Origin of the sequence: Dehalogenimonas alkenigignens, from assembly GCF_001466665.1 — a bacterium.
In the GTDB taxonomy this organism is placed as follows: Bacteria; Chloroflexota; Dehalococcoidia; order Dehalococcoidales; family Dehalococcoidaceae; genus Dehalogenimonas; species Dehalogenimonas alkenigignens.
This window is the reverse complement of the sequence record NZ_KQ758903.1, coordinates 463,258-482,511: the sequence shown is the minus strand read 5'-3', so window position 1 is coordinate 482,511 and position 19,254 is coordinate 463,258. Positions and strand designations below refer to the sequence as shown.

At 59.9% G+C, this 19,254-nt stretch carries 24 protein-coding genes; 19 read left to right on the top strand and 5 right to left on the bottom strand.

The window, feature by feature from the left end; translation table 11 throughout:
* The first annotated feature begins 68 nt into the window (after positions 1-68).
* From DEALK_RS02615 to DEALK_RS02600, 4 genes are read left to right on the top strand one after another with little or no spacing between them, the layout of a single operon-like run.
* Positions 69-656, top strand: a complete 588-nt coding sequence (locus tag DEALK_RS02615) for a hypothetical protein (RefSeq protein ID WP_165802757.1) — start codon at positions 69-71, stop codon at positions 654-656.
* Positions 640-1,008 carry a hypothetical protein gene (locus DEALK_RS02610; RefSeq protein ID WP_058438419.1) on the top strand — a complete coding sequence of 123 codons (369 nt, stop codon included), beginning with the start codon at positions 640-642 and terminating at the stop codon, positions 1,006-1,008. Before DEALK_RS02615 ends, DEALK_RS02610 begins: the two co-directional genes overlap by 17 nt.
* Positions 1,005-1,193, top strand: coding sequence for a TrmO family methyltransferase domain-containing protein (locus tag DEALK_RS02605; protein WP_058438417.1), 189 nt, complete (start codon positions 1,005-1,007; stop codon positions 1,191-1,193). Before DEALK_RS02610 ends, DEALK_RS02605 begins: the two co-directional genes overlap by 4 nt.
* The gene (locus DEALK_RS02600; RefSeq protein WP_058438415.1) at positions 1,163-1,828 is read left to right on the top strand and encodes an endonuclease III domain-containing protein; all 666 of its coding nucleotides are present in this window, start codon (positions 1,163-1,165) and stop codon (positions 1,826-1,828) included. The genes DEALK_RS02605 and DEALK_RS02600 overlap by 31 nt, the downstream gene beginning before the upstream one ends.
* Here the strand turns inward: DEALK_RS02600 and DEALK_RS02595 are convergent.
* Positions 1,818-2,165, bottom strand: a complete 348-nt coding sequence (locus tag DEALK_RS02595) for a PAS domain-containing protein (RefSeq protein ID WP_058438414.1) — start codon at positions 2,163-2,165, stop codon at positions 1,818-1,820. The two genes, DEALK_RS02600 and DEALK_RS02595, sit on opposite strands and share 11 nt — an antisense overlap.
* Positions 2,166-2,291: 126 nt before the next feature.
* Between DEALK_RS02595 and DEALK_RS02590 the strand changes: the two genes are divergently transcribed.
* From DEALK_RS02590 to DEALK_RS02580, 3 genes are all read left to right on the top strand, one after another.
* A complete protein-coding gene (locus DEALK_RS02590; RefSeq protein ID WP_058438412.1) occupies positions 2,292-2,933 on the top strand; it encodes a head GIN domain-containing protein in 642 nt (213 codons plus the stop codon).
* 125 nt (positions 2,934-3,058) lie between these two features.
* A complete protein-coding gene (locus tag DEALK_RS02585) occupies positions 3,059-3,832 on the top strand; it encodes a head GIN domain-containing protein (RefSeq protein ID WP_065128798.1) in 774 nt (257 codons plus the stop codon).
* Positions 3,833-3,908: 76 nt separating this feature from the next.
* Complete coding sequence (locus DEALK_RS02580) at positions 3,909-5,258, top strand: bifunctional folylpolyglutamate synthase/dihydrofolate synthase (RefSeq protein ID WP_058438408.1); 1,350 nt, start codon at positions 3,909-3,911, stop codon at positions 5,256-5,258.
* Positions 5,259-5,285: 27 nt separating this feature from the next.
* Here the strand turns inward: DEALK_RS02580 and DEALK_RS02575 are convergent, their stop codons facing one another.
* Positions 5,286-5,543, bottom strand: a complete 258-nt coding sequence (locus DEALK_RS02575) for a hypothetical protein (RefSeq protein WP_058438406.1) — start codon at positions 5,541-5,543, stop codon at positions 5,286-5,288.
* A gap of 352 nt (positions 5,544-5,895) precedes the next feature.
* Between DEALK_RS02575 and dtd the strand changes: the two genes are divergently transcribed.
* The 6 genes from dtd (at position 5,896) to nadD (ending at position 10,143) form a co-directional block, all read left to right on the top strand.
* Positions 5,896-6,357, top strand: a complete 462-nt coding sequence (gene dtd, locus DEALK_RS02570) for a D-aminoacyl-tRNA deacylase (protein ID WP_058438404.1) — start codon at positions 5,896-5,898, stop codon at positions 6,355-6,357.
* Positions 6,358-6,359: 2 nt separating this feature from the next.
* Positions 6,360-6,908, top strand: a complete 549-nt coding sequence (locus DEALK_RS02565; RefSeq protein WP_058438402.1) for a GNAT family N-acetyltransferase — start codon at positions 6,360-6,362, stop codon at positions 6,906-6,908.
* Positions 6,909-6,998: 90 nt separating this feature from the next.
* Positions 6,999-7,694 (top strand): zinc metallopeptidase, encoded by a 696-nt coding sequence (locus DEALK_RS02560; protein ID WP_058438401.1) that lies wholly within the window; start codon positions 6,999-7,001, stop codon positions 7,692-7,694.
* A 45-nt stretch (positions 7,695-7,739) separates the two neighbouring features.
* Positions 7,740-8,012 (top strand): DUF2277 domain-containing protein, encoded by a 273-nt coding sequence (locus DEALK_RS02555; RefSeq protein WP_058438399.1) that lies wholly within the window; start codon positions 7,740-7,742, stop codon positions 8,010-8,012.
* 284 nt (positions 8,013-8,296) lie between these two features.
* A complete protein-coding gene (obgE, locus tag DEALK_RS02550) occupies positions 8,297-9,547 on the top strand; it encodes a GTPase ObgE (protein ID WP_058438397.1) in 1,251 nt (416 codons plus the stop codon).
* Positions 9,541-10,143 (top strand): nicotinate-nucleotide adenylyltransferase, encoded by a 603-nt coding sequence (nadD, locus tag DEALK_RS02545; RefSeq protein ID WP_058438395.1) that lies wholly within the window; start codon positions 9,541-9,543, stop codon positions 10,141-10,143. Before obgE ends, nadD begins: the two co-directional genes overlap by 7 nt.
* 76 nt (positions 10,144-10,219) lie before the next feature.
* Here nadD and rpsT read toward each other — a convergent pair whose 3' ends face one another.
* On the bottom strand, positions 10,220-10,483 hold the full coding sequence (rpsT, locus tag DEALK_RS02540; RefSeq protein ID WP_058438394.1) for a 30S ribosomal protein S20: 264 nt from the start codon (positions 10,481-10,483) through the stop codon (positions 10,220-10,222).
* A 159-nt stretch (positions 10,484-10,642) separates the two neighbouring features.
* Here rpsT and pyrF point away from each other — a divergent pair, with 159 nt between their 5' ends.
* The 6 genes from pyrF (at position 10,643) to rny (ending at position 16,327) form a co-directional block, all read left to right on the top strand.
* Positions 10,643-11,437 carry an orotidine-5'-phosphate decarboxylase gene (gene pyrF, locus DEALK_RS02535; RefSeq protein WP_058438393.1) on the top strand — a complete coding sequence of 265 codons (795 nt, stop codon included), beginning with the start codon at positions 10,643-10,645 and terminating at the stop codon, positions 11,435-11,437.
* A gap of 36 nt (positions 11,438-11,473) precedes the next feature.
* Positions 11,474-11,662, top strand: coding sequence for a DUF951 domain-containing protein (locus tag DEALK_RS02530; protein ID WP_058438392.1), 189 nt, complete (start codon positions 11,474-11,476; stop codon positions 11,660-11,662).
* A complete protein-coding gene (gene dinB, locus DEALK_RS02525; protein WP_058438391.1) occupies positions 11,662-12,882 on the top strand; it encodes a DNA polymerase IV in 1,221 nt (406 codons plus the stop codon). Before DEALK_RS02530 ends, dinB begins: the two co-directional genes overlap by 1 nt.
* A gap of 174 nt (positions 12,883-13,056) precedes the next feature.
* A complete protein-coding gene (gene recA / locus DEALK_RS02520) occupies positions 13,057-14,070 on the top strand; it encodes a recombinase RecA (RefSeq protein ID WP_116632910.1) in 1,014 nt (337 codons plus the stop codon).
* Positions 14,071-14,166: 96 nt separating this feature from the next.
* Positions 14,167-14,712: a regulatory protein RecX gene (locus tag DEALK_RS02515; protein ID WP_058438388.1), complete on the top strand. Its 546-nt coding sequence runs from the start codon at positions 14,167-14,169 to the stop codon at positions 14,710-14,712.
* Positions 14,713-14,785: 73 nt separating this feature from the next.
* Positions 14,786-16,327 (top strand): ribonuclease Y, encoded by a 1,542-nt coding sequence (gene rny / locus DEALK_RS02510; protein ID WP_058438386.1) that lies wholly within the window; start codon positions 14,786-14,788, stop codon positions 16,325-16,327.
* 470 nt (positions 16,328-16,797) lie between these two features.
* On the opposite strand, the gene DEALK_RS02505 is transcribed toward rny, so the two are convergent.
* Complete coding sequence (locus DEALK_RS02505) at positions 16,798-17,139, bottom strand: hypothetical protein (protein WP_058438385.1); 342 nt, start codon at positions 17,137-17,139, stop codon at positions 16,798-16,800.
* A 133-nt stretch (positions 17,140-17,272) separates the two neighbouring features.
* The gene (locus DEALK_RS02500) at positions 17,273-19,240 is read right to left on the bottom strand and encodes an endonuclease/exonuclease/phosphatase family protein (protein WP_058438384.1); all 1,968 of its coding nucleotides are present in this window, start codon (positions 19,238-19,240) and stop codon (positions 17,273-17,275) included.
* Positions 19,241-19,254: the final 14 nt, after the last annotated feature.

Genomic DNA, 19,254 nt, shown 5'->3' with positions numbered 1-19,254 from the left:
CAGCTGTCAGCATTCGGTAACCCGGCGGTATTGCGGCGGGTGTTATAATTTCCAGCGAAGCGATGGAAATGCAAAATAATATCCTCAAGTTTGCGTTATTCGGAGCGGCGGGTTTCGGGCTGGGGGGATTATTGTACGGGATAAGCATTCAAACGCCTTTACCCGGGACCAGCTTTTATGTTCTTTTAACACTATTTGGATTTGCGGCGCAGGCCGGAGTAGGTGGATTGGCTTTGGCTATGGCCTTAGGAGTAAATCCGCCACGGGCATTAAAAATGGTTTTGTTCTGTATCTTCGGTTTCCTCGCGGCCAGGTATCTTCTACTGCTTCCGCTCTTCTTTGTGATCGGGGATCGTTTCAGTGGAAATCCACCCGAGTCGTACGTGTTAAACCTGCTCCTTGGATTTATAAGCGGCGTTGGGGCAGGTATTGGAATATGGCTAAGTTCCGGACTCAGAAGAAGTGTGGGTCTTTTAATACTGTCCGGTGGAATTGGGTTCGGATTCGGATTGTTAATCACCACTCCGCTCTACTATGGACTATCGCCTCAGCATTGGTTAGGGTATACGGTTGCAGGAACTATCGGGGGCGGGGTGCTGGGGGCGGCGATGGGGAGCATGCAAACAGCGGCGGTAGGACATGAAAAAAACTCATAGAATAATCCTGGCCGCGGCGGGTGGGATAATTATCCTCGCGCTGGTGTGGCCGGTGCTGGGCTACGGCATCTATTTCACAGACCCACTCAACTCTATAATGGGCGCTCTGACGATATTTTTATTCCTTGTCGGCGCGCTGCTCGTTAGCTACGCAGCGCGGGAGATCCATCCGGCGCTTGCGCCATCCATGTGGGGCATCTTGTTTCTGACTTTTCTGGTTAGATTCCTGGCCGGCAACAGCGACGGACCGATGGAGGACCTCGGGATAATCCTGATGGCGGGGATACCAGGGGCTGTGCTGTTGTTCATCGGGCTGAAGATATATTTACGCGACAGGCGGCGAGCGGGATGAAGAAGAGGCGCCTTCACGAAGACAGGCTGTTAGAACGGCGCGGCTCCACTCTGGTTGTCCGCGGGCTGGATGCCATTGACGGCACGCCGGTGCTGGACATCAAGCCCTTCATTCCAGGCTACGACTCACCGCTGGAAGGAGTATTTGCCCCGGAATGGGCGACGCGTCATCAGCGGAAAAGCTGAAAGCGGTTTACCGCTTGCTGCTGGAATGCTACGGGCCTCAGCGGTGGTGGCCGGCGGAAACGCCTTTCGAGGTCATGACCGGAGCAGTGCTTACCCAATCCTCCGCCTGGGTTAACGTCGAGAAAGCCATTGGCAACCTGAAAGCGGCCGGCAAACTCTCAGCCGCGGCGCTCAGAGACATGCCTGCCGCCGACCTGGCCGCGTTGATCTACCCGTCCGGCTACTACAACGCCAAAGCCAGGAAGCTGAAAGCCATGGTGGAGTGGCTGGGGACCTACGGCGACGACCTGTCGAGGCTGGACAGGCGGGATTTCGAAGATTTGAGAGAGGAATTACTCGGGGTTCACGGCATCGGGCCGGAGACGGCGGACTCCATCCTGCTCTACGCCCTGGGGCGGCCAATCTTCGTTATCGACGCCTATACCCGGCGCCTGTATCCTCGCCTGGGCATCAAGCCTGACAGGGACACTTACGACGCCTGGCAGCGGTTGTTCATGGCTAACCTGCCGCGCGAGGCGGCCACATTCAACGAATACCACGCCTTGATCGTCCGGCACGGCAAGGAGAGCTGCCGAAAGAAACCGCGGTGCCGCGGCTGCTGCCTTTCCGGAGCGTGCCCGGCGTTCAGCCCGTAATCAGTTCAGCCAATTCCATGAGGCCGAGGTATTCACCGGACGGGCTGCGGACCGCCAGGTAGCGTATGCGGATCCGGCGCCCGTCGCTCTTTTCCACCAGGTGCTCCTCCGAGTCGCGGCTGCCGGACTTGAAGTCCGCCACCATTCTATCTATGGCCGCCCAACTCGACGGCTGATGGCACTCCCTGACGTTCCTGCCGATGATGTCCGGTGGCCGGTTGAAGATGCGGTGAGCCGAAAACCACACGATGCGGTCAGCGGCGTCCATGAAAGTCAGGTCCAGCGGCAGTGTCTTAAGCAGCGCAATCAGAGTTGAAGCGTTAACCGTTTGCAGCATATTTCCCCCTGTCGACGGCGAGATAATAGCAAGGCGGCCGCCCTGACGTAAAGCGGAAGCCCGGCCAGTTCACCGTCGCTTGGCAGCCAGTGCTATAATTTCCACAGAAGTAGCGAGAGGTGGCATATGGCACGAAAAGAATACGATTTCTCCGGGTTTACCGAGGTCGAGGCGCGCAACGCCTTAAAAGTAGAGATCAGGCGCGCGGATACTTATTCGATTGCTGTGGAAGCGGATGAAGAGGTTCTGAACGATATTAAATTGACCGTCGCCGCGGGCCGGCTGACCGCCAGGCTGGAAGCCCGCTGGGGGCACCTGGGACTGCTGTTCAAGGGGTCGCCAACCCCCAAAGTCCTGATCGCCATGCCGTCGCTTCAAGCCGTTGAGTTCGCCGCCGCCAGCCGCGGCGAAATTACCGGTTTTGCCGGCGGCGGGCTGTTCAAGGTCGAGCTGGCCGGCGCCTCCAAGCTGTCCGGGGATGTTGCCTGCGGCACTCTGGAAATCATGGCCGGGGCGGCATCTCATGTCGAACTTACCGGCAAAGCGGATTCGGCGGCCGTCGAACTGTCCGGGGCTTCCAACGCCAACCTGGAAAAGATGAGCCTCGGCGATGCTAAAGTCAAACTCGGCGGCGCTTCCACAGCTACCCTCAATTTGACCGGGAAACTTGATGCCGACGTTACGGGAGCTTCCAGCCTGCGCTGGCTCGGCACGCCAGAGATGGGTAATATCAAGATTACCGGCGCTTCCTCCTTCAGCCGGAAATAAGGCGCCGGGTTTCAACTCAATGGATAACCGCGATCAGCCTGACCGAAAGTTGAGTCAAAAAACTCCCCTTGATTCCGATGCGCCGGGCCCGGATCCGGTTTATACTGGAACCGGAGGCTAAGAAAATGAAAAAAATGTTGACCCTGCTGTTGACCGCGTCTTTAGCGGTGACCGCCGCTGGCTGCTTCCCGTTCGGCAGCATCATCGGCCGGGGCCCGGTGGAGACGAAAGCTTTTAATTTATCGGGTTTCAGCCGGGTGGAAGTGTCTTCCACCTTTGAAGCGGAGATCAGCCGCGGCAGCGCTTTCTCCGTGACGGTGACCACCAACGAGAATATTTTCGAGTATCTCGACCTTGAAGTTAACGGCGATACCCTGCAGGTGCGCCTGAAAAGCGGCAGTTATACAGTGGCCAACCTGGAAGCCAGCATCACCATGCCCGATCTGAACGCCCTCGAGGTATCCAGCGCCTCCGAAGCATCGGTCAGCGGTTTTAATTTCAACCATGACCTTGATCTCAAGGTTTCCGGAGCCAGCAGCATCACCCTGGCTGATTTCAGGAGCGGCAACGTTTATATTGAAGCTTCAGGCGCGTCGCGGGTCAAAGGCAGCCTGGAATGCGTCGACGCCCGCCTCAATATAAGCGGCGCTTCCAACGCCGATTTGTCCGGCCTCGGCAGGAACCTGGAGGTTACCGCCTCAGGCGCCTCCCATGTCACGCTGCGGGATTTCACCGGCACCGACGTCAAAGTCAATTTCTCCGGCGCCTCATCCGGCACGGTGAACGCCTCCGGCAGGCTGGATGTCCAGCTCTCCGGCGCCTCCTCGCTGCGGTATTTCGGCAACCCGGCCATCGGCGACGTCAATGTCACCGGCGGCTCGTCCTTCAGCAAGGGCTAACCCCCCGATAATCTGATACCGGTAATCCGGAGAGGAGGGTTTCTCCAAGCCTCCGGATTACTGGTATTATTGAATCATGCGACCCGAATACCACGCCGCTCTGCTCTGGCTTTACGGTTTCGTCGATTATGAAGCCGTCCCGCGGCCGCGCGACGACGCCCGCTATGACCTGCGCCGGGTGCGGCTGCTGCTGGAGCGGCTCGGGGAGCCTCACCTTAAAGCCAGAACGGTCCACATCGCCGGCAGTAAAGGCAAGGGTTCCACGGCGGCCATGATCTTTGCGGTGCTCAGGGAAGCCGGCTACCAGACAGGGCTGTATACCTCTCCCCACCTCATCGAAACTTACGAACGTTTTAAGATCAACGACAGGTTCATCGGCGAGGACGAACTGATCGCCGGGATCGAACGGCTGAAGCCAATAGTCGAGGCCATCAACGCCGAAGCCCGCTACGGCGCGCTGACCACCTTCGAGATCATGACGGCGCTGGCTTTCGATTTTTTCGCCGCGCACAACGTAGATTGGCAGGTCATCGAGGTCGGCCTGGGCGGCCGGCTGGACGCCACCAACGTCGCCCGTCCCGACCTGTGCGTCATCACCACCATCGCCCTGGAGCATACCGAGGTGCTGGGCGACACCCTGGGACAGATCGCTTCCGAGAAGGCGGGCATCATCAAATCCGGCGTTCCGGTCATCATGGCGCCCCAGGCTCCGGAGGCGAGAAGGGTTATCGAGGATGTCTGCCGGCAAAGGGGCGCCCACCTGGTCAGGGTTGATCCGGAACAGGCCGCGCCGTCAGAGTACCGCGGCGGGCGGCAGGCGTTTTCTCTGGCAGGCCGGCTCGGCCGCTACGACATCAGCCTGCCGCTTCTGGGCACCTTCCAGCGGGTCAACTGCGCGGCGGCGGTAGCGGCGCTGGAAACGCTGGCCGGACTGGGCGTGGCTGGCCTCGATAAAACAGCCATCGAGCTCGGGCTGGCAAAGACCGTTTGGCCGGGGCGGTTTCAGGTCCTGGACAAAAGCCCGCTCATCATCGCCGACGGCGCCCACAATCCGGCGGCGGCGGCGGAACTCGCCGCCTCGCTCGATGCCTATTTCGGCGGCCGGGATCTCCTGCCGCACCCGGCGGTACTGGTCATCGGGGCATCCGCCGACAAAAACGTCGGCGGCATGGCGGAAGTGCTGGCACCGTTGTTCGAAGAGGTCATCGTCACCCGCACCCGCCACCCGCGCGCCATGGAGCCGCGGATACTGGGCCGGGCTTTTGAGGCGTTGGGCAAAAGGGTCAACCATACCTCAACCACCGCCGAGGCTCTGGTGCTGGGCGTTCAAATGGCCGGCGCCGGCGGCCTGGTATGCGTCACCGGCTCTCTTTTCGCCGTCGGGGAAACGCTGGAACTCTGGCAGGCCGGAGAAGCAAAGGCCTGACCGTTCCAGATGCCCGACAGGTACAATTTACGCCGGGAAGTTCGTCACCCGGGACTCCTCAGAAAGCATCGGGCCCAGGACTTTTTCCAGCGCCATGGTATGGGAACAGCGGCCCCAGGTGGTGAAAAAGTCGCAATTACAGTGCCACTGGCCGTTTTTAAGTTCGGTTATATGGGTTTCGTTTTCGCCGCGGAACTTGACGCTCATGTCGGTAAAGGTGATGCGGTCTTTTTCCTGGGCGTAGCGGTTGGCTTTCTCGATCTTACCGATGAGGCTGGAATACATTTCTGACCCTCCTCTTGCTGGTTCTCGATACGAACGGCTGGTCTAGATAACTAAAAAGCACCGCCGCGCCAGGCGCGACAGTGCTTCAGCACCCAACTTCCCGGGGGCTGACTACTCGCACGGCGGGCAAAACCTCAGAATGAGCTTCACGGCATCATTGTACCCCCGCCGGAGGCCTTCCGTCTAGGGGTCAATTTTTTATGTTGTGTTTCATTACCCGCCAGCGCCCACGTTCGCCGCGGCGGCCCCCAAGTCCGAAATCCGAATATCGAAATCTGAAACAAACTCGAAAGTCACAGACTTTAAAAATTATACTGGCAGGGTCCCCGCCCGATAGCTTAGAATAGCGGGCGTGAAAGTGCTCATCCAGCGGGTTTCCAGGGCCAGGGTCAGCGTCGGCGGTGAGGTCGCCGGAGAAATTTCCGGCGGCCTGCTGGCTTTCATCGGGGTGGCGGCGGGCGACCAAAAGGCCGACACCGACTACCTGGTGAACAAAATGGTCAATCTGAGAATCTTCGCCGACGCCGATTCAAAGTTCAACCTTTCGCTCCTCGACGTTAAAGGCGAGCTGCTGCTGGTCAGCCAGTTCACCCTGATCGCCGATACCAGAAAAGGCCGCCGCCCCAGCTTTACCGACGCCGCACCGCCGGACGTGGCCGAATTCATGTTCAACGAGTTCGCAGCCGAGGCCAGGAAGACCGGCGTCAAAGTCGAAACGGGCAAATTCCAGGCGCACATGCACGTAGAGCTGGTCAACGACGGCCCGGTGACGATCATGATAGATTCCGGCGAGCGGCTGCGGGCGCGGGGGTGACCATGGAAGATTTCGAACTTAAAGACGACCTGATCAGCCTTTGGCCGAATCGGCGGATCCAGGCCGCGGCGGTCTACGCCGCAGTTATCGAATCGATGCCCGAGCTCAGCCGGTGGATGCCGTGGGCCCACCCCGGATACAGCGTGGGCGACAGCCAGAACTGGTTGAAAATGAGCGCCGAATGCTGGCGCGATGAAACAGCTTATGAATTTGCCATCATCGATAACCGCGATGGGTCCTACATCGGCGGCGCCGGGCTGAACCACCTTGACAGGCTCAATAAAGTGGCCAACTTGGGCTACTGGATACGCAGTAGCCGCTGCAAACAGGGCATCGCCACCCGCGCCGCCAGGCTTCTGGTGAGGTTCGGGCTCGATACTCTGAAATTCAACCGCATCGAGATTCTGGCGGCGGTGGAGAACCGCGGCAGCCAACGGGTGGCGGAGAAGGTGGGGGCGGTGCGCGAGGGTATTTTGAGGAACCAGTTGTCGCTTCCCGACGGCATCCACGACGCCGTCATTTTTTCGATAATCCCATCGGATTCGCGCTAGTTTTTAAACTCCCGGACCTCATCCCCGTTGAGGCGGCGGCCGTAATCTGGTATACTTCGGTTGTTCCTCGTTATGTAATGGAGGTTTGGAATGGAACTGTGGTTAATCCTTTTCATACCCCCGCTGCTGTTCATGCTTTACGCCCAGTGGCGGGTGTCTTCAACTTTCGGCAAGTATTCCAAAATTCCCAATGACCGCAACATGACCGGTCTCAATGCCGCCCGATGGCTCCTGGACCAAAACAATCTGCAGAACGTGCAGGTCGAGCTGTCCAAGGGCAAGTTGTCCGACCATTATGACCCCCGGGTCCGCGTCCTGCGGCTCTCGCCCGATGTAGCCAACAAGGCCTCGGTGGCCGCCCTGGGCATCGTCGCCCATGAGGTCGGCCATGCCGTTCAGCACGCCACGGCATACGCCCCGCTCCAGGTCAGAAACGCCCTGGCCCCGGTGGCCGGCCTCGGTTCCAACCTCGGGGGCATCCTGGTGTTTGTCGGCATTATTCTTTACGCCATGGGCACCGGCTTCGGGCTCGATATAGCCTGGATCGGCGTCGCCCTGTTCGGCGCCGCGGTGGTTTTCACCATGATCACTCTGCCGGTCGAGTTCGACGCTTCCGCCCGCGCCAGGTCAATGCTCCGCAATACCGGGCTGGCATCTGTCACCGAGTCCAGCGGCGCCAGCGCCGTATTATCGGCGGCGGCCCTGACTTATGTGGCGGCGCTGCTGGCGGCGGTAGGCCAGCTACTGTATTACGTCCTGATCCTAACCGGCGGCAGGCGCGACTAGACGTTCCGGCGGTTTTCCGCTGACCGTCGCCGTCAAGGAGGCAAAATGTGCCGCAGCATCAGGCCGCTTTTCAACTATGAGCCGCCGTCCAGCGACGCCGAAATCCGGGCGGCCGCCCGGCAATACGTCAGGAAAGTCTCCGGCTTCACTGAACCTTCAGCCGCCAACCAGGCTGCCTTCGACCAGGCGGTCGGCGAGGTTGCCGAAACCACGGCACGGCTGCTGGGTTCTCTGACGACCAAAGCCCCGCCCCGCGACCGGGCGGCGGAAGCGAGGCGGGCCCGGGTCCGGGCAGCTCTCCGGTTCCCCTCGCGTTAGATAAACCCTTGGCGGGACGGCTGCACCCGGTCTTCAAGGTTTTTCCTGAAAGTCATCGCGGCGCTATTTTCGATAACTTCAGCGAAATTTCGATGGAACTCTCGGCAAGTGTTAGATAACTTGCCGCTTTATTAGATACCCGGCGGCGGCTCTAACGATTGAAGCAGTTGTAAATCTGGCGAAAGATAAGCCGGTTGTTAGCATCCCTATTATTACAACTGTTAAACACTTCTTATTTTGATATACTGAATCTGAATATGTTGTTTGTTAGATAAGGATAGAAATTGATAGATCAGGCGGAAATAGAAATCAAGAGCGGTAACGGCGGCAGAGGCGCCGTCAGTTTCCGACGCGAGAAGTTCGTGCCCCGCGGCGGTCCCGACGGGGGTGACGGCGGCAGGGGCGGCGATGTCATTCTTGAAGCCGATAAAGATATCGGCAGCCTGATGAAATACCGCCACCAGCGCCACTATGCGGCGGCCGACGGCGGCCGCGGCGCCGGGCAGAGGAAATCAGGTAAAAGCGGCGCCGACGTGATTGTCAAACTGCCGATAGGCACTGTAATCCGCGACAGGGATACCGGCGACGTACTGGCGGATCTTTCGCAACACGGAGAACGCATTGTCGCCGCCCACGGCGGCAAGGGCGGCCTGGGCAATTCCCACTTTGCCTCCTCGACCAACCAGGCGCCCCGCCTGGCGCAGGCCGGAGCGCCTGGCGAGACAAAGGTGTTATCGCTCGAACTGAAATTGATCGCTGATGCCGGCATCATCGGTTTGCCGAACGCCGGTAAATCTTCGCTGCTGGCGGCAATCTCCGCGGCCCGCCCCAAGGTGGCCGACTACCCCTTTACCACACTCGAACCTTCGCTCGGTGTCATCGACGCCGGCGGCCGGCGCTGGGTGGTCGCCGACGTGCCCGGGCTCATCGAGGGAGCTCATCTGGGCAAGGGCCTGGGGCACCAGTTCCTGCGGCATGTAGCCCGCACCCGCGTGCTGGTTCACCTGTTGGACGGTTCGTCGCCGGAACCGGTCAACGATATGGTCAAGATCAACACCGAACTGCTGCTTTTCGACCCGCTGCTGGTCAGGAAAGCCCAACTTGTTGCCGTCAACAAAATAGATCTGCCGGCGGTCAAGGCACGGCTACCGGCGTTGAAAGAACTGTTCAAGGCCGCCGGGCACAGGGCGATATTCGTCTCGGCTCAATCCGGGGAAGGCATCGAAGGTCTTCTGGCCGAACTCGACGCGATGCTGCAGCAGCCCGTTTCAGCCGACGCCGCCGAAGCGCCGATCAAAGTCTTCCGCCCGGCGCCGCAGCGGGAAAAAGTTACGGTCACACGGGACGCCGACGGCTATCGGGTCGAATCTGATGAATTTGAACGGCTGGTAGCCGGATCTGACACCAACGACCCAGAGGTCCGGCGGCAGGTCCTGGCCGAGCTCTGGCGCTGGGGCGTGGGCCGCGCCGTTCGCGCCGCCAAGATCAAGCCGGGTGAAAAACTGATCATCGGCAAGCTGGAGTTGTACTGGTGAGAAGGGGCCTTCTGGGCGGCACCTTCGACCCGCCGCACCTGGGGCACCTTGTTCTGGCTGAGGCGGCGCGGCGGATACTTGACCTTGACGAGGTGATATTCATACCTGCCGGACAGCCCTGGGTGAAAGCGGCGATGAAGGTCACCCCCGCCCGCCACCGGCTGGCGATGACCCGGCTGGCGGCCGCCGATGTGCCGTATGCCGGGGTCAGCGATATTGAAATCAAACGCCCGGGTCCTTCTTATACCTGGCAAACACTGGAAGAACTCAGGCGACTGTATCCTAAAGATGAATTGTATTTTATCCTGGGCTGGGATAATCTGATTTCCCTGCCGTCATGGCATCACCCCGACCGTATTATCAAATCCGCATGTCTGGCCGCGGCGCCGAGGATAGGGTCCCCGAGACCGGACCTGAATGCTCTGGATAAAGCCGTACCCGGTCTGGCGGCCAGGACCGTGGTCATGACCGAACCCGAGATAGATATATCCGCCACATCCATCCGGGAGAGGGTGAGGCGGGACCAGGCGATATCCGCGCTGGTGGCGGCGCCGGTTGCCGCATATATCGCCGATCACGGCCTTTACCGGGATTAATCGGAGCCGCCGGATTCCGGGAATAAAAAAGAGGAGGGCTGTCCTCCTCTTTCTGTTAACGGCCGAACGGCGGCTGTTATTTTGCGGCGGCGTTGGCTTTTTTGGTCAGGCGGCTCTTTTTGCGGGCGGCGGCGTTGGGGTGAATGATGCCTTTTTTAGCGGCGATATCGAGGGCGCTCTGGCCGGCGGTTACCGCTTCTTTCATGGCCGGGTCTTTGGCGGCGATAGACTTCTCAGTTTTACGCACCGCGGTCTTCAGGGCGCTGGTGGCGGCTTTGTTGCGTTCCGCTTTTTTAGCGGAAGTGATGATGTCTTTTTTAGAACTCTTGATATTGGCCAAGGGACGCCTCCTGTTAATTTGCTGGCAACAAGCTGTAGATTATACGCCAAGCCGCATCCGGGCGCAACCTGAGGTTTCCAATGGCTGAATCGGCGGCGGGACAGCATCCTCGCCCGCAGCCTTCTTGCCAGCCTCCGGGCATCCTGTTACCATGATGCGGTGAATTGTCTTACCAAGCTCAACGGAGCCGCCCGGCACAACCGCAGCTGCCTTTGCATCGGCCTGGACCCGGAACCTGAGAAACTGCCGGCCGGCGCCTCGGTGACTGATTTCTGCCGGGAGATCATCGGCGCGACCTATGACCTGGTATGCGCCTACAAGCCCAACATCGCTTTCTTCGAAGCTCTCGGTTCGAGCGGGTGGAGCGTCCTGAAGGACGTCATAGAAGCGGTCCCGCGCAATATCCCGGTTATCCTGGATGCCAAGCGCGGCGATATCGGCAACACCGCCAGGGCTTATGCCCGCGCCGCTTTCGATGAACTGGGCGCCGACGCCGTCACCGTCAATCCTTATCTCGGCCGCGATTCGATTGAGCCATTCTTCGAGTACCGTGACAAAGCGGTCTTCGTCCTGTGCCGCACCAGCAATCCCGGCGCCGCCGATTTCCAGTCGATCGAATCTAACGGCAAGCCCCTGTACCAGATCGTCGCCGATAAGGTCGAAACCTGGAACAGGTACGGCAACCTCGGCCTGGTGGCCGGGGCTACCCAACCGTCGGAGCTCAAGGCTATCCGGGACGCCCATCCGACCCTGCCGCTGCTGATACCGGGCGTGGGCGCTCAGGGAGGTTCGCTGGAACTGGCGGTCAAGTACGGTTCCAGCGGCGGCGGTTTGGCGGTCATCAGCGTATCCCGGCAGGTCATCTACGCTTCTTCAGGAACGGACTACTCCCAGGCGGCGCGCGCCGCCGCCCTCCTTCTCCGCGACGAGATAAACCAGTACCTGGCAGCCTAGCTCTACCAGCCGGCTGCCCTTTTGTAAGGCTGTTTGATGGTCGATTTCAAGCTCAACGACATCCTGCGCCTGAGGAAAGCCCACCCCTGCGGCGGCTACGAGTGGAAGGTTTACCGTATCGGGGCGGACATCGGCATCGTCTGCCTCACCTGCGACCGCCGCCTTCTCATCCCCCGGTCCGACCTCGAAAAACGGCTCAAAAATTTCATCTCCAGGGGCGAGTGATGGCTCAGCCGCCCGTCGAAAAGCCGCGGCGCATCATGCACATCGACCTGGACGCCTTCTTCGTTTCGGTGGAACAGGTTTTCGACCCGTCGCTGCGCGGCAAGCCGGTAGCTGTCGGCGGCGTCCCGGGCAAAGGCCGGGGCGTGGTCACCGCCGCTTCATACGAGGCGCGGCGTTACGGCATCCATGCCGGCATGCCGCTATCGCAGGCGCACCGCCTCTGCCCGAACTGTCTCTTTGTTCCCGGCCGCTGGGAACGCTACGGCGAGGCGTCGAAAAGGTTCATGGCCATTCTGGCTGATTTCTCGCCTTTTCTGGAGCCCGGCGGCCTCGATGAGGCCTGGCTCGACGTCACCGGGTTCGAGAGCCTGCACGGCTCTCTCGCCGGGATGGGCACGAAGATCCGGCGGCGCATCCGGGATGAGATCGGCATCGCCGCTTCTATCGGCATCGCCGGCAGCAAGATCGCCGCCAAGGTAGCTTCCAAGACCGCCAAGCCCGACGGTCTGGTGGAAGTGCCGCCGGGCGGCGAGGCGGCCTTCATGGCCCCGCTGCCAATCGGCCGCATGCCCGGCGTCGGCGAGAAGACCGAAAAGGTGTTGAACGCCCTAGGTATCAGGACGCTCGGGGAACTGGCCAGTATACCCCTCGATTCGCTTACTTCGCGATTCGGCGCCTACGGCGAGATGTTGAAGCTTCATGCTCAGGGGATAGACCGCAGCCGCGTCCAACCTCCGGCCGAAGCCAGGTCCATTTCGGCCGAGCGTACCTTCGACGCCGATTCCCGCGACCGGCAGTTCCTGGAAGCCACCCTCCGCTACCTTTCGGAGCAAATCGGGGCGCGCCTGCGGCGCTACGGCCAGAAGGCTTCAGTAGTCCACATCCGGGTCCGATGGGCTGATTTCTCGGCTATCACCCGCCAACGGACGCTCGGATTCGGCACCGACTCAAACGAAGTCATTTTCGGTGAGGCGCTCAAGCTGCTGGGCGCGGCGCTGGCCGGGAGCCGCCAGCCGGTGAGGCTATTGGGCGTCGGCCTGGCTAAGCTGTCCGGCGGCGAAGGCCAGATGCCGCTCGACAACGGCGGCGCGGCGCGCCTATCGTCTATCGACCGCGCCCTGGACCGCATTCGGAAGAAGTACGGTTTCGGGGCTATCCAGACAGGGCGGACGCTGGCTTTAGGGCGCCGGGCTGAGCCGCCCGCGGCCGGCGATTCCTGAACCATTTCCCTTCTGCCGCTTTTCCCCGTTTTACCCTTTGAAAGTCTAGTACTTATGTGCTATGATAGGCGCGGCTCAAGGATCCCGGCCGATCTGCGGCAGCCGGTTGGCCGAGTTCACTTACTGACATTGAGTTAGAACATATGCTACAATGAAAGGCAGAACATGGCGAACATTGACTTAGAGAAGCAAAGAGCACTGGAAGCAGCCGTTGGGCTGATCGAGAAGCAGTTCGGCAAGGGCGCCATCATGAAGCTGTCGGAGGCGGCTTCCACCGTGGCGGTGGAAGTTATCCCCACCGGCTCGCTGTCGCTGGACCTGGCCCTGGGCGTGGGGGGCATTCCCCGCGGCCGGGTGACCGAGATCTTCGGTCCCGAAGGGTCAGGCAAGACGACTCTGGCGCAGCACATCATCGCTCAGTGTCAGAGGCAGGGCGGCAAGGCTTTCTACATCGACGTGGAGCATGCCTTCGACCCCAAGTACGCCAAGACCTGCGGCATCAATCTTGACGAACTCTACATCGCCCAGCCCGACACCGGGGAAGAAGCCCTCGATATCTGCGAAAAGCTGGTCCGCTCCGGCGGCGCCGACCTTGTGGTCATCGATTCGGTGGCCGCCCTGGTGCCCAAAGCCGAACTTGAAGGCGATATGGGTGATTCCCACGTCGGCCTGCAGGCCCGGCTGATGAGCCAGGCGCTCAGGAAACTGACCGCCTCCATCGGCAACACCGGAACCGCGGTGATCTTTATCAACCAGCTTCGGGAAAAAGTGGGCATCGTCTTCGGCAATCCGGAAGTCACTCCCGGCGGCCGGGCGCTCAAGTTCTACTCCTCGGTTAGGCTGGATGTGCGGCGGGTGGAGACACTGAAATCCGGCAACTCCGCCATCGGCACCCACGTCAAGGTCAAGGTGGTTAAGAACAAAGTAGCGCCGCCGTTCAGGAGCGCCGAATTCGACATCCTGTTCGATTCCGGCATCTCCCGCGAGGGCAATCTTATCGACCTCGGCGTCGAATCCGGGGTCATTAAGAAATCCGGCGCTTTCTTCTCTTATGGTGATGTTCGCCTGGGGCAGGGACGGGAGGCGGTCAGGACGTTTCTGGCCGCGCACCCGGAGACGGCCGATGCCGTCGAATCGGATGTCCGCGCCGCAGCGAGCGCCAACGCCAGCTTTATCGACACCGAGTAATCTTCTGGAGATTAACTTCGGCGCCGGCAAGCCCCTTGGGCCGCATCGGGCGTGGGCAGTTGTCCCGCCCGATACGTCTTTTGAAAGGGGTTCAGGGTGCCAGATTTCCGGCGCGCCGGTAAAATCGTCCGGGCTGAGGCTGAAAGCGCCGCCAGCCCCGGGTTGTCTCCGGCGGAAGCCTGCTACCAGGCGGCTTTGAAGCTTTTAGCGTACCGCGCCCGCAGCGAGGCCGAGATGCGCCAGCGCTTGAGCCGCCGCGGCTTCAGCGAAACGGAAATTGAAGCCGTTATGAACCTCCTCAAAGCCGCCGGCCTGGTTGATGACAGCGCCTTTGCCCGCGCCTGGAGCGAACACCGCGCCTCCGGCAGCCCGCGTTCGGCGTATATGATCAAGCGGGAATTACTGTCCCGGGGCGTCGATCCGGAGACCGCCGGGAACGCCCTGGCGGATGCCGATGACGCCGGGGCGGCCTACCGGGCGGCACTGCCGCGCCTGTCCCGCCTGAAGGCGCTGCCCGCTGATGAATCCCGGCGGAAACTGGCGGATTTCCTGCGGCGGCGCGGCTTCGGCTGGGCGGTCATCGAAACGACGCTGGCGCGGCTGGAAGAAGAAGGCCTGACAAGCAGGGTTGACACTATTTGAAGCAGACTTTAGTATTAGCCGTTGTCCCCCAGCCGACGGCTGCCGACCAAAATCACGAATCGGGGGTTAAGATATGAATGAGTTCGCCAATCCACTGACGGTACTATTCGCCTTTCTCATCGGCACGGCCGCCGGTTCTGTCTTCATCTACTTGTCCCGGCAGCTGGTCTACAGCCGCAAGCTGAGAGTCGCCCAGCGCAAGGCGGCGCATACCGTCGCCGAAGCCCAGACCGAGGCTAAAAGCATCGTCCAGTCAGCCCGGGAAGAGGCCGAAAAAATGCGCATGGCCAACGAGAACGAGCTCCGCGAGCGGCGCACCGAACTGGCCAAACAGGAAAACCGGGTCACCCAGAAAGTGGAAACGCTGGAGCGCAAGCTGGAAAACCTGGATACCCGGGAGCGCGACCTGCTGAAGAAAGAGAAGTCCATCGACGAGGAAATGGAGAAGGTTGAGGCTCTGCGCGGCCAGGAGCAGCTCAAGCTGGAAGAGGTGGCCGGCCTGACCACCCAGCAAGCCAAAGACCAGCTCATCGAGATGGTCGAATCCGAGATGCAGGTTGAGACCGCCCGCCGCATCCGGCAATGGGAGCAGCGCATCAAGGAAGAGGCGGACGAAAAGGCCCGCAACATCATTATCCACGCCATCCAGCGCACCGCCTCAGACATCGTCGCCGAGACGACGGTATCGGTGGTGCCCATACCCTCGGACGAGATGAAGGGCCGCCTTATCGGGCGCGAGGGGCGCAATATCCGCGCCCTGGAGCAGGCCACCGGCGTCGACCTCATCATCGACGATACGCCGGAGGCGGTAACCATCTCCAGCTTCGACCCGGTGCGCCGGGAAATTGCCCGGCTGGTGCTCAGTAAACTGGTCCTTGACGGGCGCATCCACCCGGCGCGCATCGAGGAAGTGGTGACCAAAGCTAAAGAAGAGGTTGACGCCGCCATCCAGTCGGCCGGCGAACAGGCGGCCTACGCCGCCGGCGTCCACGGCCTGCGGCCGGAACTGGTCAAGATCATGGGCCGCCTCAAGTACCGCACCAGCTACGGCCAGAACGTGCTGCAGCATTCCGTCGAAGTCGCCCAGCTGGCCGGGATGATGGCCGCCGACCTGGGCATCAACGTCAACGTCGCCCGCCGCGCCGGCTTCCTGCACGATATCGGCAAGGCCGTCGACCGCGAGGTGGAAGGCACCCACGCCGCCATCGGCGCCGATCTGGTCAAGCAGTGGGACAAGAACCCGGACGTGGTCAAGGGCGTCGCCGAGCACCATTTCGACCAGACGGAGACCTCCATCTGGGGCTTCCTGGTATCCGCCGCCGACGCCATCTCAAGCGCCCGGCCCGGCGCCCGCCGCGAATCGCTGGAAAATTACATTAAACGCCTGAAGGCGCTCGAAGAGATCGCCAACAGCTTCAAGGGCGTCGACCGCTCCTATGCCATCCAGGCCGGCCGCGAGGTCAGGATCCTGGTCAAGCCCGAGGAGGTGGACGACCTGGGCTCGATGCGCCTGGCCCGCGACATCGTCAAGAAGATCGAAGAAGGGCTGGAATACCCCGGCCAGATCAAGGTCACCGTCCTCCGCGAAACCCGGGCGACGGACTACGCCAGGTAGAACGAAATCCGAAATCCGAATATCGAAATCCGAGACAGAGGCGGTTTTCAAAGGAGGGGCGAAAGCTCCTCCTTTTTTATGGCCTGAGGCGGCGGATGGTTTTTGTTTTCCTGTAAACTCTCCTATTTCGAAGGCGGCGGCAGCTTTGACCCGAACGTGGATATTCGTTTCGTTATCGAATGCCGCCAAAGCTTTGGTTATGGCGGCGGCGGGTGAAAACCAATAGCTGGAAGTCATAAACGAATTCCTTCACCGGTCGCCGACAGGAGCGGATCTCCGCTCCACCGGGTCGTAGCCCATAAGCCGCTTGACTTTGGTTCTCAAACGAAGTTCCGGGTTGTCACCCAGCTTCTCGTTGACCCTTCTTCTCCATCTCCAGCAGCTTCTGCTTGGTCTCGACGCCGCCGGAAAAGCCGCCCCCCCATCCGCTACCACCTGATGGCAGAGGATTATAGTCAGGTCAATTAAACCTAACCCCAGCGTACGGTGAAAGCAATCCAGGAAATTAATATATACGTCACCGGCAGCAGAAGGACCGCCAGGACGACTGAAAACGTTTTCCGGTTTTTTGGTAAATCAGCCTTCATAATCCCGCTGATAAGTACTCCTAAGGCAGCGATAACTAACGGCAGATAGAATAAAAAGGCTATTCCGCCCTGGTCCTCAGCATCAATCGTCGCCCACAGAAGCCAGGCGGAGGACAGGACGTACGAAACGGCTCCTATCCATATTAACGTCCTTGCGGATTTGATAACCTGAGACAGGATCACCAACGCGATAATCGGGATAGCCCAAACAACCAAAAACAACATTATGATCTCCCGGGCTCGGATTTATCGACCCAGTAATGTTCGTGCGCGAGCCCTAATTTAGTGTTTTGTTTATCCGGTATCTTCAATATTTGTCACCTTGATGAGTGGAATTAATGTTACAGCCTCCTGTGATTCAACGGCTGGAGATTGAAGCGATAACCGGCAGGTGGTCCGATGCCGGAGTGAAGGGCACCGACACTTCGGTTACTTTCAGGTCGGGCGAAATCCAGATATAGTCCAACCGCCGCTGGTCAACGGTGGTGGTGGCGGGAGAGGCTGATACAAAGGCGGCGCAATCGATAAACCCGGCCTGCCTCAACAACTCCATCTCCGGATCTTCCGGGTCGGCGTTAAGGTCTCCCAGGAAGACTGTCCGGGGAGCGTGGTTCCAAACCTGGATGATATTTTCCACCTGTTCCAGGCGGATTGCCGAGTCCTCGTTAATCTGGTGGAGGTGGGTGGTAATGACATCAAGCCGCTGGTTGCCGCCAATGTCGATGGTTGCCCTTGTGAACCCCCGGAGCAGATTGAGAGTGCGCGGCTGCAGGTCGTAATTGGCATAACTGATGATAGGGTATTTGCTCAATATGGCGTTGCCCCACAACGGCATTGTCGGTCCCGAAACGTAAGGCATATCCAGACGCTGAGAAAGCCAGGTCAGCATATCAACCCGCCCGCTGATCAGCCAGCCGCGGGACACCTCCTGGAGGGCGACGATGTCGGCATGGCTTTCCTCGATTACCAAGGCTATATTCTCCAGGTTAAGGTCGCCGCCGCGGCTGAAGCCGGAGGCCAGATTGTAGTTCATGATTTTGATCGGGAAACCGTGTCCCTCCGCCGGGGACGGGGTTTGCCAGGCGGCGACTGAAACCAAAGGGATAGTTAACAACACAGCCAGAGCGGCAGGGACTCTCCAGATCGAAGGGGAAGACTTTGGCATACTGACAATGGAAAGTGAAGAAGCCAGAGCGCCTGCTCCGATCATCATAGCCGCAGCCGGGCCTAACAGCTCATTTGGATACGGCAGGCTCATGTCGAAGGTGGCGTAGAAGCCGAAGAAGAGAGCCACAAACAGAATCATGCCGACTCCGTTGGCTATCCCGATGCCTGCGCGGTTGCGGGTGATGCCGGCAACGGCCAGGGCAAACAGGAAATTAAGGATGATTTGGCCGAAGAAAAACAACAGTCCGTAAGCGACTGCCGGAAACGAAGCACTGTCACGCAGCAGCAGCCAGGAGATGACGGCAAGCAGCAGGCTTGAGGCAGCGGCCAGCGGCCACCGCAAGGAGATGGCGAATCGCATGACGAAAAGGATTAACGCAATGGCCAGGACCTGGCTTATGGCTGAGATCAAAAATGCGTTCGGCAAAGGCCAACCGGAAGCAGCGGCAATCCGGGGCACATTCTGGAATATTTCCAGCTGCAGAAAGAGAAAGGGACCGACAGCGATCCAGCCGAGGCCGCCGGGCCAGGAAGCCTCATCGTTTGTCCGTATATACCGAAACTGATGGATTACCGCGGCAGACAGTAAACCCAGCAGCAGCGCCAGCAGCGCCAACGACATCAGAACCGGGCCGACGCTCAATTGCCAAGCGATATCGTATGACAGGAAAACACCGCTAATAAGAGTATCCAGAAGAAAACCCGAGAGCACCCCGATGACGAAAATGCGCGGCGCGGATTCGAAACGGAGGTGAAGGTAACCGAATGCGACGGGGAGAAAGGTCACGAACAGAGCCGAACCTGCGATAGAAAATACCAAATTGAGTGAAGGCTCATCCCATAGTTGCATCAAAACCCGGGTGACGCCGATACTGGCCGCCACGGCGGCCAGTATCGGCAGACGGTTCTTGGCGCGCAGCAACGGAACGGCGGCGAAGGCCAGGATAAAAGTTGCCAGCCCAATCAAACCTGATTCGATGGAACTGCGGTGCAGGTGGTTGCCGACGTACCAGATCAGCGTTGGCAAGAGTACCCGGATCGCCTGGAGACCGAATACAACGGAGAGCATTATAATACCGCCGAAAATCAGCGGTTGAGGGTCCCTTAATGCGGCGGAATCGTTAGAAACCGAAACCCGGTCAGTCGAACTATTTCTCACGTTTGCCTCCTGCG